At 39.3% G+C, this 12,988-nt stretch carries 10 protein-coding genes and 1 pseudogene; 2 read left to right on the top strand and 9 right to left on the bottom strand.

Annotated features, from left to right (window positions below):
- Nucleotides 1–158: 158 nt before the first annotated feature.
- From ACOT8F_RS15295 to ACOT8F_RS15275, 5 genes and pseudogenes are all read right to left on the bottom strand, one after another.
- A complete protein-coding gene (locus ACOT8F_RS15295) occupies nt 159–902 on the bottom strand; it encodes a hypothetical protein (RefSeq protein WP_421652796.1) in 744 nt (247 codons plus the stop codon).
- Nucleotides 903–1,343, bottom strand: a complete 441-nt coding sequence (locus ACOT8F_RS15290) for a hypothetical protein (protein WP_421652795.1) — start codon at nt 1,341–1,343, stop codon at nt 903–905.
- A 384-nt stretch (nt 1,344–1,727) separates the two neighbouring features.
- Nucleotides 1,728–2,062: pseudogene (locus ACOT8F_RS20985) on the bottom strand (hypothetical protein).
- Between the two features lie 693 nt (nt 2,063–2,755).
- Complete coding sequence (locus ACOT8F_RS15280; RefSeq protein ID WP_421652793.1) at nt 2,756–3,967, bottom strand: multidrug effflux MFS transporter; 1,212 nt, start codon at nt 3,965–3,967, stop codon at nt 2,756–2,758.
- Between the two features lie 300 nt (nt 3,968–4,267).
- Nucleotides 4,268–6,172 (bottom strand): APC family permease, encoded by a 1,905-nt coding sequence (locus ACOT8F_RS15275; protein WP_421652792.1) that lies wholly within the window; start codon nt 6,170–6,172, stop codon nt 4,268–4,270.
- A 700-nt stretch (nt 6,173–6,872) separates the two neighbouring features.
- On the opposite strand from ACOT8F_RS15275, the gene ACOT8F_RS15270 reads away from it, so the two are divergent.
- Entirely contained in the window at nt 6,873–7,001 is a 129-nt protein-coding gene (locus ACOT8F_RS15270) for a hypothetical protein (RefSeq protein WP_421652791.1), read from the top strand.
- Nucleotides 7,002–7,161: 160 nt separating this feature from the next.
- Here ACOT8F_RS15270 and ACOT8F_RS15265 read toward each other — a convergent pair whose 3' ends face one another.
- Both ACOT8F_RS15265 and ACOT8F_RS15260 read right to left on the bottom strand, forming a co-directional pair.
- Entirely contained in the window at nt 7,162–7,824 is a 663-nt protein-coding gene (locus ACOT8F_RS15265; protein ID WP_421652790.1) for a potassium channel family protein, read from the bottom strand.
- A 23-nt stretch (nt 7,825–7,847) separates the two neighbouring features.
- Complete coding sequence (locus ACOT8F_RS15260) at nt 7,848–9,188, bottom strand: TrkH family potassium uptake protein (RefSeq protein WP_421652789.1); 1,341 nt, start codon at nt 9,186–9,188, stop codon at nt 7,848–7,850.
- A gap of 129 nt (nt 9,189–9,317) precedes the next feature.
- Here ACOT8F_RS15260 and ACOT8F_RS15255 point away from each other — a divergent pair, with 129 nt between their 5' ends.
- Nucleotides 9,318–10,568 carry a cation:proton antiporter gene (locus ACOT8F_RS15255; RefSeq protein ID WP_421652788.1) on the top strand — a complete coding sequence of 417 codons (1,251 nt, stop codon included), beginning with the start codon at nt 9,318–9,320 and terminating at the stop codon, nt 10,566–10,568.
- 95 nt (nt 10,569–10,663) lie between these two features.
- Here ACOT8F_RS15255 and rlmD read toward each other — a convergent pair whose 3' ends face one another.
- A complete protein-coding gene (gene rlmD / locus ACOT8F_RS15250) occupies nt 10,664–12,073 on the bottom strand; it encodes a 23S rRNA (uracil(1939)-C(5))-methyltransferase RlmD (RefSeq protein ID WP_421652787.1) in 1,410 nt (469 codons plus the stop codon).
- A gap of 1 nt (nt 12,074) precedes the next feature.
- Nucleotides 12,075–12,959 (bottom strand): DNA-3-methyladenine glycosylase family protein, encoded by an 885-nt coding sequence (locus ACOT8F_RS15245; RefSeq protein WP_421652786.1) that lies wholly within the window; start codon nt 12,957–12,959, stop codon nt 12,075–12,077.
- Nucleotides 12,960–12,988 lie beyond the last annotated feature (29 nt).

Raw genomic sequence — 12,988 nt, 5'->3', positions numbered from 1 at the left:
TGCAACATATCGCATAAATTGTATGAGGGGTTTTATCACTTAAGCAGTTTTACATTGAGTTTATTATTGATCTTGTGCACAAAAACCAAGCATTTGGGTGCATAGTCTTTTTGATATTCCTTATTAATTCTTAATTCCTAAAATGATGAGGCTCCTTGTTAATATGGAAGCTCAACCTGATCTTTATTCAAAACCATCAATTCTTCAAGATTTGCGCTACTGCTCGAATAACTGGTACCATTGATTGAATCCAGGATAAGTTTATCTTTACCTGATTTGCTAATTGAAAGCCAGCCAAAAGTAAAGGTTTGATCCGGGAATGGATCATTCCTTTGAAAGACATTCTGTTTACCTGATGCAGCTTTTGTGAACGAATTCATCAACGTTGACCATTCTTTTGGCAGCTTCACTACTCCATAAGTCTTCTTTAAAAGAGACACGTTCCTGTTCATTTGCACTTTCGGATCGTACTGCTCGATCCCTCCTGATATGTTGAAGTTTCGTTTTCTCATTAAATAAAAATCAATAGAATTCAATTGATTATCAGGATGATGAATGTTCCAGACTAGCTGATAGGTGGACGGATCATTTTTATTAATCTTCCATATTGACGGACTGCCTTTCGTATCAACACCCGCTACATTCCACTTATGATATTGCCACACCCAGTAACTGAGACCATAATTCTTTCCTTTAGATATAAACGGAATAAGTACATGGCGTTCATCGACACGAATCGTATCTTGAATCACTCTTGCGTATACTTTTGGAAAGGAGCTATTTATGTCTTTTATCGCTTGTTCTTTTGAAGGAACATAAGCGGGTTTCGAGAAATAAAACCAATAGACTAAAATGATGACCAAAATGAGCCCTGCAGAAATCCAAAGCCTTTTCTTCGTCATTTATTTCCCCTCCTTGATCAATGAAGCTTCTGAGCGAAAATAAAGCTGTTTTTCCGGCGTCGATAATAAGAGCCCTTTTCCATCTTTTTCAATAAAAATGAGAGGATGTAAGCCGCTCCCCCATTTAGGAGAAGTACCTGCTAGAAGATAGGGAAACCGTTCATTTCTTTGATTCTTGACCGTCTCATAGTACCACTGATCACTATGGATCGTTTCTTGCTTTATATGAGGAAGCTGCTTTTTTAGACTTTTTATATTTAATGAATGGCTCTTTACTGATGGATCCATGGGAATAATAGCTGCATGCACAGCATCAGAGATATAAGTAGTTGGTTCGCTTTTTGGATAGATCACCAGCTGGATTAAAACGGATATCAAAGCAGCCGCTATGAAAATAAAGTTTGCTAAAAAGCCTACCCAGGCAAATGATCGATAAGTCACCCAACTGCCTTCTTTTTGGTTTAAAATGAAATACAAGATACCTACACCGAGAGGCAAAATTGGAAGCTTGAACACAGTATCATAAAAAGTCAGATTAACATTAAAAGAAAATATGGCTGCTATAAGGACTATCAATATCTTCCATACTTTTGGTTTTACGCTTTGTTTTTTATACATGTTAAAAGCTAAAAATACAATCAATCCCCAGGCTAAAAAAGAGGTGAATAGATCTACATATTATTTGGAAAATCAACGTTCATTCTTATACAAAACAACTCCTTATTGATCCATCTCCACATCTCCTTTTTTTCCATAATTGGTGTTTATAAGAATTAGAGTTTTTGAAATAAACAAGCTGCAAATAAAATCCCCTCAGACTATTCGTCAAAGGGAAGCTCCAAAAATCGCAGTATACTGATTTTGAAGAATAAATCGGTTCGCTTTCCATCCTAACGTGTTCTGTATATATCCCAAAGCATCCGCATTGTATCTCCCAGCTATCTTCTGATATGCCAATAATTCATACACTCCATTGAAATCGAAATCTACTGGATATAAGCCGCTTAAGGATTTACAAATCCAGTTATAGGAGTCTTCAGTTTGCCGTTTTCGTAGTAGATCTCGTTCAGATACTCTGGACCCCTTGTGGATATGTCTATCATATAGGTTACGTTATTAAACTTGCTGACCACTTTCACTTTGTAGTTATTCTGATACATAACCTCATATTGGTATTGCTTATTATATTCATCGAAGGCAAAAAGCAGCTGAGGTTCGTTATTCACGAATGAATAAATATAATGGTACATGATCGCACCGCTGCCGCCTGTATCAATGCTGATTAAAATATCGGCAGTGCCATCCCCAGTGAAATCCCCAAGGAATAACGTTGGGGTATAGCCTGTATTTTCTCGAAGCGGTACTCTTGTTACTCCACCTGTTCTTCCATTCTGTACATGAAGAGTTATATGCTGGATGAATAAACTATCGGCCGTTTTTATTCCGGTTAAATACACATTGTCTGGAATGCGGTCTCCGGTGACATCTTTCCTTCTGAACGCAACCACGCTTGGCTGATTCCTATAAGCCATAAGATCGTAATTGTACATAAGGTTACTCCTTTATAACATGACCTTTGATGATTCCTATCGTATGGGCTCAACAAGAAAGAGTGCTTATTCGCCATTTAGCAGGTTAAAGACAAAGAAAAAAAGCCTTTTATCGGCTTCTTTATAACTGAAATAAGGGTGCATCATCCACATGAAATTCTTCAAACAAACTTGATTGGATAAATCCTTTTTCCTTCACAACATCCTTCTGTACATATTGATCGTTTTCAATTAGATTAGAAAAATAAAAAGATCTGGCGGATTCCTGCAGCCAGATCTTTTTGCTAAGGGCGGATTTATCATTTATTTCGGAGATAACCGTGTAATGGAAGCCTTTTGAACCAATACAAAATATGATGTTAAAGCTAAAAAGCTTGCTGAAAAAATAACAATCCCCATTGGAATCGCCGTATATTCCCCAGCGATACCCACAAGGGGGGCAGTTAATGACCCCAGGACGAAGGGCAGCAGCCCCAAAAGCGCTGAAGCACTTCCTGCAATGTGTCCTTGAGAATCCATTGCAAGGGAAAAAGATGTTGTAGAAATGATCCCAATGGATGAAACCAAAAAGAATATTGGAATAGCAACGGCTAAGAGCGGTGCTTTTATTAGGAGAGAAATTAATAAAACAGCACCTGCGCAGTTTGAAATGAACAAACCGATTCTTAAGAAAGTCCGATCTGAAATAACATCCGTTAAACGGCCAACCAGCTGGGTTCCTATAATAAGTGCGATCCCATTAAGTCCAAATAAAAGACTGAATTGTTGGGGCGTTACACCATAAATATTCTGATAAACAAAGGGAATTCCCGAGACGTACGCAAAAATGCCCGCAATAATAAATCCTTGTGTCAACGCATAGCCCGCAAATTGCTGATCTTTTAATAATGATTTGAAGTTCGTTAGAATTTGAAGTAAGCTGCTTGGAACACGATTTTCCTTTTCCAAGGTTTCTTCAAGCTTTGCTGAAACAATTAAAAATAAAACCGTGCCCACACAAGCAAGAACAATAAAAACACCTGTCCACTTTGTAAAAGCCAGGATGGTGCCGCCTGCGATAGGTGCTACTATGGGACCAAGATTTCCAACCAGCATAAGCAATGCAAAAAACTTTGTTAATTCCTTTCCCCTATACAAGTCTCGGACAATCGCCCTGGATATTACAAGCCCTCCTGCAGCCGCAAATCCCTGCAAAAACCTGGCGCCGATAAAGATATAAATGGTAGGCGAAAATGAGCAGGCAAGCGAAGAAATCAGATACAAGATAAGAAAATTAAGCAGTGGCTTCCGACGGCCAAGTACATCGCTCATTGGTCCGATGATCAATTGCCCCAAACCCAGCCCTAAAAGGCATGTTGTCAAGCTGATCTGCACTAATGACGCCTTGGTGCCGTAATCCTCAACAATGGTAGGGAATGATGGCAAATACATATCAATAGTAAAGGGGCCAAGCAGTCCAAGGGATCCTAACAATAGTGCAAGCTGAATACGTTTTTTTCCTGATAGCTTATTCATTTAATCTCGCCTTTCGGAATAATAAAATACAATTCTAAATAACTGGTGATATATCATTCTATTGTATTGTATCGTTTCATTTATCAATGAACAAATAAACACACCCAAATTAAAAAGCCCGGAAGCCAAGCCTTCGGGCGATTTATCCTAATACAGATCACCTGTTATTTTCTTTTCGAGTATTCTACTAACTTAGTATGGGCTGGTTCTTTAACTCTTGTACCCTTCGTAAAAAGAAGAAAGGCACACATTTTACGGTAAGGCCTCCTATTAAGAGAACTTTAAATTTCATTTGCCTTTTTACTTTTTTAGATGATACGGTACCGTCGTGATCACTACATCTTTATGACGAAGAAACCACATCCGCAATTGAAGGGCAGTTTGATTATGCAAAAAATTATGCCACCATCTTTTAGGTATAAATTGTGGTATGACCAAATGGATGTGCCCTTGACCTTTCTTTTCTTCTACTAATTTCATAAAGCGACTAAGTGGTTCAAACACTGAACGATATTTACTTCGAAGAACAACTAACCTACATGGTGAGCCCCATTGTTCCCACTTTTTCTCCATTTTAACAATTGATTCATCATCAAAACCGACGTAAACAGCAATCATATTATCTCCTAAACTTTTAGCAAACGAAAGTGTGTTATTAACTACTCGGTGAACTCCTGAAACAAGTACAATGGTCGTAACTTCTCGCATTTCTGGAAACTCTTTTTCAATGTCTATACGGAGTTCCTCTGCCACAAAGTTATAATGGCGACGTATAGCTAGAGACATGAAAACGATTAAAGGCAAAACCACTAAGACAAGCCAGGCTCCACCTGTGAACTTGGTGACTGCAACAATAACCGTGACAATGGAAGTCACAATCAACCCTACAATATTAACGGCTAATCTTATTTGCCAACGCGGACCCTTAACTCTTATCCATCGGCGTACCAAACCAAATTGTGCAATTGAGAAAGACAGAAATACACCGATTGCATAAAGCGGAATCAAGGCATGTGTTTCTGAATGGAAGGCTAAAATTAATACGCTTGCAGCCGCTGCTAATGCAATTATACCGTTTGAATATGCTAAGCGATCCCCTCGGTTTGTTAGGACACGGGGTAAAAAACCATCAGCTGCGACAATCGCAGATAATTGTGCAAAACCTGTAAAAGTTGAATTTGCCGCCAATATCAATACAATAAACGTGAACCAAATGATAATCTGATACACTATTCCATGACCGACATACATTTCTGCCAGCTGGGACAACATCGTGTTTTCAGGCGAAGGTGCAATCCCTTTGATATATAACAAATATGCAAAACCTAAAAGAGTAAAGCCAGTAATTGCTCCTAAAGTGATATAGGCTTTTATGGCTCCTTTTTGTTGAGGCTCCCTAAAAACGGGGACCGCATTTGAAATCGTCTCAATTCCTGTTAGTGCCGAACAAGCTGAACTAAATGCTTTTAGGATCAGTAATAGGCCTAAACCTCCTGGTACTGTACCAAATGGAGGGGTTGACTCCTGGACAAATCCATGTTGCATTGTATCAAATAGACCAGTAAAAATTACTAAAAGCATACATAACATAAATCCAATGGTAGGCCATGCAAATATTTTTGCTGACTCAGCCACACCACGCAAGTTCATAATCAATAGCAAAAATACAACAGTAATCCCTAACTCCGTTCGGAAAGGTTCAACCGCAGGGTAAGCGGAAGAAACTGCTTCTAAGGCTGCTGATACTGACACCGCAACGGTCAGTATATAATCAACCAGCAGGGAACTGGAAGCTATTAGTGATACCCATCTAGCCTTGAAATTATCTTTCGCAATTGCGTATGCACCGCCACCACTGGGATAAGCTAAAATCCCCATAATGTATGAGGAAATCAATATAGCCAAAAGTGTAACTGTTGCAATGGTTATAGGGATGATTAGCCATTTCCCATCTTCTCCAAACCTGGCAAGTTCAGTCATCCCAGCTTCTGGTCCATATGCTACGGAAGAATAAAGGTCAGCTGCAAGGATCGGTAAGGCGATGAACCATACAAGTTTTGTATGTTGTCCTAAAAGCTCAGCGGTTCGCATACGGCGACCAATTAAAAACCGTTTTAGACCAGCAAAGTTGGTAAATGCTATCCAAATAAAGGATACGGCTATAATAAATAAAAATACTTCAACCCAATGCATCGGATCTTTCATTTTTAAATCTCCTTTTAATCGTTTACATTAGAGAAAACGAGTAAACATTACCCTAAAATCAAACGAATGTTATACTCCATATATAATATTATTCAATTTTTTCATATCATTTTGGGCTTCACAAACACCCACATAGGTTCGAACATTCATTATAATCTTCATATCCAAACAAGTTAAAGATGGAATAAATGATAACAGATTTTTTGCATTTTGTAATAATTTGCGTGTTTTAGGAATAACTTTACCAAATACAAAAACCAAACTGTATGGTTTCCTCCTTTTTCATTTTTATCAAATCAAAAAGACCTCCGGAATCAAAAATAAGCTTTTCCTGTAAAAAACCACAATAAAAGCACCTTCATAGGTGGTCTTTTGACCTTTTTCGCTTTAGTCGGCTAAGTTAGCTGACGGGTAGGATGGCGATAGAGATTCACATCCCTTCTACATAAGCAGGTCCTCCATCCCCTTTCGGGATTAGGCAATATAAAATTTCTTTAGCATGATAGTACGCCCAAGAAAATTTATTGTAAAGGGATTAAAAAGTTAAAATTTACGCCTAATAAAACGTTACACTCACATTATACTTCTCCTTTTGTTTTTTTACTAAATGCTAATTAGATTTTTATTTGAAATTGTTTTATAGGAGTTATAAAGGAGAATACGGGGAAAAGTATGAATAAATGAACGAAGGAGTGATAGAATGGTACAAGTTTGTACTGTTTGTGGTGATGTAAAAGGTGATAGTGAAGAAGAAATAACAGTTTTAATCATTTGTGAAACATGTCTGGATAGTGATGAACTTGATCCTTATTTAGATAAAATTTTCTAATTTTTTTGTTTCACTTTTAAGGAAGTATAAAGAATGTTATGGTTAGGAACAGTTTCCACTGCCACTGTCAATCTCTCCACAGTATTTTCAGTGATATATGGAAACGTGTCCTATACCTGCATTAGAAACGCTTATGCTGCATGATTTCAAATTGAAAACGTCAAGAATTGAATTTTGCGAATTCTTTTAAATCATTGTTTTGCCCTATCACGACCAGTGAATCATGATCTTTAAAAATAAAGTCTGGTCCTGGTGCAATTGTTACTTTTTCATCGTGGTGACGAATAGCAATAACGTTGACGTTAAATCTGGCTCGAACATCTAGCTCTTTCAAGGTTTTGCCAACAATTAGCGAAGGTATCATAATTTCTTCAATACTGTACTCCTTGGAAAGTTGAATATATTCAATGATATTGGGCTGCATTAACTTTTGTGCAACACGCAAACCCATATCTCGTTCAGGATACACTACTTGATCAGCCCCAACTTTAGAAAGGATTGCCCCATGGCGGTTATCCAAAGCTTTGGCAACAATATATTGTACACCTAGTTCCTTGAGCACGACAACAGTAAATATACTCGATTGCATATCATCACCCATAGCAACAATAACAACGTCAAAATTTGTTATTCCGAGACTCTTCATACTTTGTTTATCTGTACTATCAGCGATTACCGCTTGACTAAGATCCTGATGAAACTCTTCCACTCTCTCCTCGTTGATATCTATCCCGATTACTTCATTTTTGGCTTCATAAAGGGCAGTAGCTAAACTTGATCCAAACCTTCCTAAACCAATTACTGCATATTGTTTTTTTGCCATCTTATAAATACCTCTCTTCTGGATTAACCAATCATAATTTTCCCTTTTGGATATCGATAAAGTTCTTTATACGTTTGTTCTGCTAAAGCAATAGCTACCGTCAACGGACCAAGTCGACCGATGAACATGGTCAATGATATAATAATTTTACCTATCGGGGAAAGCTCTGGGGTCAAACCCATCGACAGTCCTACGGTACCAAATGCGGATACTGCTTCAAACAAAATCATAAAGACATTAGCCTGTTTTTCTGTTATGGAAAGTATCATAGTTACCGTAATCACAAGCAGTAAAGAACTTAGAATAACGGTTAGGGCTTTATAGATCATTGTAGGGATAATTCGATAGCGAAACATTTCGACATCTTTTTTTCCTTTAATTTGTGACCACACGGCTCCTAATAATGTCGCTAAAGTAGTTGTCTTTATTCCACCACCCGTTGAACCTGGGGAAGCACCAATAAACATTAAGATGATTATTAAGAAAAGAGTTGAATCCCTTAGATCCGGTATATTCAACGTATTAGATCCTGCCGTTCTTGGAGTCACGGATTGGTAGAATGAGGCAAGGAATTTTCCGATAGCAGATAATGGCTGAAGGGTTTTTGGATTGTTATATTCCAGTAAAAAAATCAGGACGGTACCTGCTGCGAGTAATAAAGTGGTAGTGGATAATACAACTTTAGTATGTAAGGATACTCTCCGAAGAGACTTTTTTTCAAATAAATCACTAATCACCATAAATCCTATTCCACCCAGAATAATAAGTGCACATACCACAAGTGTGACGATGGGGTCTTCCACATATCCTGTTAAACTCCGGAATTCTCCCATTAAATCAAAACCTGCATTGTTGAAATTCGATATCGAATGAAATATGCCATAATATATCGCTTTTTGTGCAGGCATGTCAAATGAAAATCGAAAAGCCAATAAAACGGCTCCGATCCCTTCAGATACCAATGTAAATAGAAGGATGGTCCGTACCAATTTAACAACGCCTTGTGTGGATGCTTGATTTAAAGATTCTTGAATAAGCAACCGCTCTCGAAAAGAAATCTTCCTGCCAACAAACAACGCAAAAAAGGTTGCAAATGTCATAAATCCAAGACCACCAACCTGAATGAGAGAAAGGATCACCAGCTGTCCGAATAAGGTAAAGGTGGTGCCAGTATCCACAACAACCAGTCCCGTCACACATGTGGCAGATGTTGCAGTAAACAAGGCATTTAACCAGTTTAAACCCTCACCGTCCTGGGTCGCTATGGGTAAACAAAGAAGGCCACTTCCGAGCAAAATAATCATTGCAAAGCCTAATACTAATATTTTTGGCGGTGTCAGTGAAAACTTATTTTTTATACTCATAACAAAGGATCACCCTTTCTTTAAACCTTGTTATAATACCCGTTATTATCTTTCTTTATGTCCAAAATATTTATTTCTTAAAAAGACCATATTAATACTTAATATTAGCCTCAATAAGGAGCTTCGACTATGGAAACGGATATGATAAAAACTGTACAACATGAATTATTAATGATCGCTCTTGTTTTTATCTTTGGGTTATTAGCTATAAAGATTGCGGAGCGAATTAGGATACCCGATGTAGCACTTTATATTTTGATTGGAATATTAGTAGGTCCTTCCGGGTTTAACATTATAACACAGCCCATTAACTCGGTAGCCTATCAGTTTATTGTTATTCTTGGTTCCATTTTAATTTTATTCGAGGGTGGACGGGCCATTCAGACCTCTGTCTTAAAAAACGTATGGATTTCAATCTTATTACTAGCCGTTTTGGGTGTTTTTGTTACAGCTGCTGCTGTTGCAGTGTCAAGTTATTACTTGTTAGGAATTCCCATTCTTTATGCTGTATTGCTTGCCTCTGTCATTTCATCAACAGACCCTGCAACCCTCATACCTGTTTTCAAACAAGTCCATGTGAAAGAAAAAGTGAGGCAGACAGTTGAGAGTGAATCAGCATTTAACGATGCAACAGGGTCGATCTTAACATTCACTGTATTAGGAGTCATTCTGGGAGAAACGAATCTATCGGTAACAGCTGCAGCTTGGAGCTTTGTTCAGGAAGCAATCGGTGGATTACTAGTTGGCAGCTTGATTGGTATTATCGGTTTATTTCTTATTTCTAACTATAAAATGGGTGTTTTCCGTAATTATGCGCCAATAGCAAGCTTTGTTGTCGCGATCATCTCATACTTAGTAGCGGTTCAGTTCCATGCCAGTGGTTTTATGGCAACTTTTGTTGCGGGCATTCTGTCTGGAAATCCACAATTACTGCGGACAAAAATTACAAATGAAACCAATACCAGTATTCTCGAGTTTTCAGAAACAATAACCCTCATGATGAGAACATTAATATTCATTTTTCTCGGTACTCAAGTCAATTTTAGTGTGTTACTTAACTATTGGTGGCAAAGTATCCTGATTGTTTTGATCTTTATGTTCGTAGCACGTCCTCTTACTGTTTTGATCTGTACCCTTCCCGACAGAAAAGCAAAATGGAGTTGGAGAGAAATAATATTCATGTTCTGGGTAAGAGAAACTGGAGTAATTCCCGCAGCACTTTCAGGCATGATTGTTGCAACTGGTGTAAAATATGCAGACGCAATCGCTTCTGTCACATTTGTAGCTATCCTTATGACCATCGTTATTCAAGCAAGTACCACTGGTTTTGTAGCGAAAAAGTTAGGATTAGTTATAGAGCAGGGAAAAAGTACAAATTAGAATACCCTCAACTTCCATTTGCTCAATAAAAAGAATAAAGCTTAAAAATGAAGAACTCGTTCCTAAAACGATAAAAAAGGCAACACCCAGAAGGGTTAGTTGCCTTCTTTTAAAATGAGCTGCGCGATGCACTCCACATGCGCAGTCTGAGGAAACATATCCACCGGCTGCATATATTCCACCTTGTACTGCTTAGATAAATACTCAAGATCCTTTGCAAGCGTAGATGGATTGCAGCTCACATAGATAAACTTCTTCGGCTTTACTTGCTTGATCGTATCGAGAAGCGCTCGGTCACAGCCGGTTCTCGGCGGATCAACTACCACTACATCCGGTCGCCAGCCTTCCTTCGTCCATTTTGGGAGCCAGTGTTCTGCAGTTCCAGTAACATAGGTGGCATTTATGCCATGTTTTTTGGCGTTTTTGTTTGCGTCTTCAATAGACGCTTCAATAACATCCATACCTCTGATTTCTTTTGCGCCATCAGCAAGCCACATCCCAATCGTTCCGACTCCGCAGTAGGCATCAGCGATTTTTTCTTCCCCTGTAAGAGCTGCGGCCGTTTTCACTTCATTGTATAGCTTTTTCGTTTGCTCAGGGTTGAGCTGAAAAAAGGCTCTTGGAGAAAGCTCGAAGGTCAATCCTCCTAGGGTCTCGTCAATTGTACCTTTTCCTTTTAGATTGGCCGTTTTATCTCCAAAAATCATGGACGTTTTACCCGGGTTTACATTATGGACAACAGATTTCACTTCAGGATACCTTTTTATGATTTCAGCCGCAATGACGTCTTTTCTTGGAAAATCATTTTTCTCCGTTACGAGGACAACCTGAACTTCACCTGTTTCAATGCCCGCTCTCGTCACAATGCTCCGGACAAGCCCAGTGCGCTTTCGTTCATCATATGGCTCAACCTTAAAGTCCTGCAAAATCTGCTTTACACCCTGTGTTACCTTGTCTGTTGCAGGTGTCTGCACCATACAGTGATCAATCGCAACAAGCTTGTGCGAATTCAAACCGTATAATCCTGCTGTAAGCTTCCCGTCCTGCTGGCCGACCTGGAATTGGCTTTTATTCCGGTATTCCCAAGGGTTGTCCATCCCAATCATGGGACGGATATCAAGTGTTGTGATATCAAACTTTGAATGACGTTCGAGCGCCTGAATGAGAATATCACGCTTTTCCTTTAGCTGCTGGCTGTAATCAAGATGCTGAAGCTGGCAGCCTCCGCACTTGCCGAAATATGGGCACGGTGCTTTCACACGATGTGGTGAAGCTTTCCGGATTTTTTTAATTTCCGCTTCTGCGAACTTCGGATGGATTTTCGTTATTCTTGCGACGACCTCCTCTCCGGGAAGGGCTCCGTATACGAAGACGACTTGCTTTTTAAAATAGCCGACACCTTCGCCATTAATTCCAAGTCTTTTAATGGTTAAAGGAAAGGTCTGCCCCATTTCCATGTTAATATTTGACTGCTGTCTTGGTTTTTGTTTATGCTGGTTGTTCATATTAACGCTCCGATCTTTTTTCGATGCTCCGCCATAGATAAAGAGAGGCGTAGCTTGAGTAAGGCTCCCACTCTTTGCTTATGATGAGCATTTCTTCCTTTGTAGGCTTGTCAGTCATTTGAAAATGCTGTTTAAGAGCGTTTTGAATGCCGATGTCCGCAATAGGGAACAAATTCGGCCGTCCTAGCCCGAACAGCAGGATATTTTGTACTGTCCACGGTCCGATGCCTTTTATTTTAATGAGTTCTTTCATAATCTCTTCTTCCGTCTGTTCATGGAGCTTGTTCAAGTCCAGCTCACCGATTGCAATCATTGCGGATATTCCCGTGATGTACTCCGCTTTTCGTCCGCTGAACTGCTGCTCCCGGAGTTCTGCTATCGGGATAGACGCTGCTTTTTCAGGATGCGGATGGAACAGGACCCCATCTACCTTTTCTCCGTATGTTTCAACAAACCGCTTGGTTAAAGTCATTGCAAACGACAAATTCAGCTGCTGATGGATAATGCATTTAATGAGACATCCGTATAGGCTGAAGTCGAGAATAAGCGGCGTCCCCTCATGCTCTTCGAAGATTCTCGCAATATTAGATGACTTGAAATGCTCGCCTATCGCCGTCAATTCAAGATCCCACTGGAAAATCCTGCGCACTTCGGAAAGTGCCTCTTTCTTCACAGCTTCCTCTTTACCGCTCACTATAAAAGAAGGCTCAATCTTGCTTCCGGTTGCCTGAACAGTGATCACATGCGGCTCAAATCCATTTAAGCGAAGCGGCACCTTAACGTACCTCTCCTCTAAATCCAGCACATTGAGCGGATCAATCGAAAGCCTTTCCAATACTAGGTCAAAATCATAAGGAGCCGCCACTTGAACCTGTTCCTGCCACATGCTAATCCCTCTTTTCCTGCTTTAAATGG

It is taken from the genome of Chryseobacillus diguaensis, assembly GCF_049220665.1.
Taxonomy (GTDB): domain Bacteria; phylum Bacillota; class Bacilli; order Bacillales; family Bacillaceae; genus Metabacillus_B.
The sequence above is the reverse complement of the archived record's forward strand: the minus strand, read 5'-3'. Positions and strand labels throughout refer to the sequence as shown.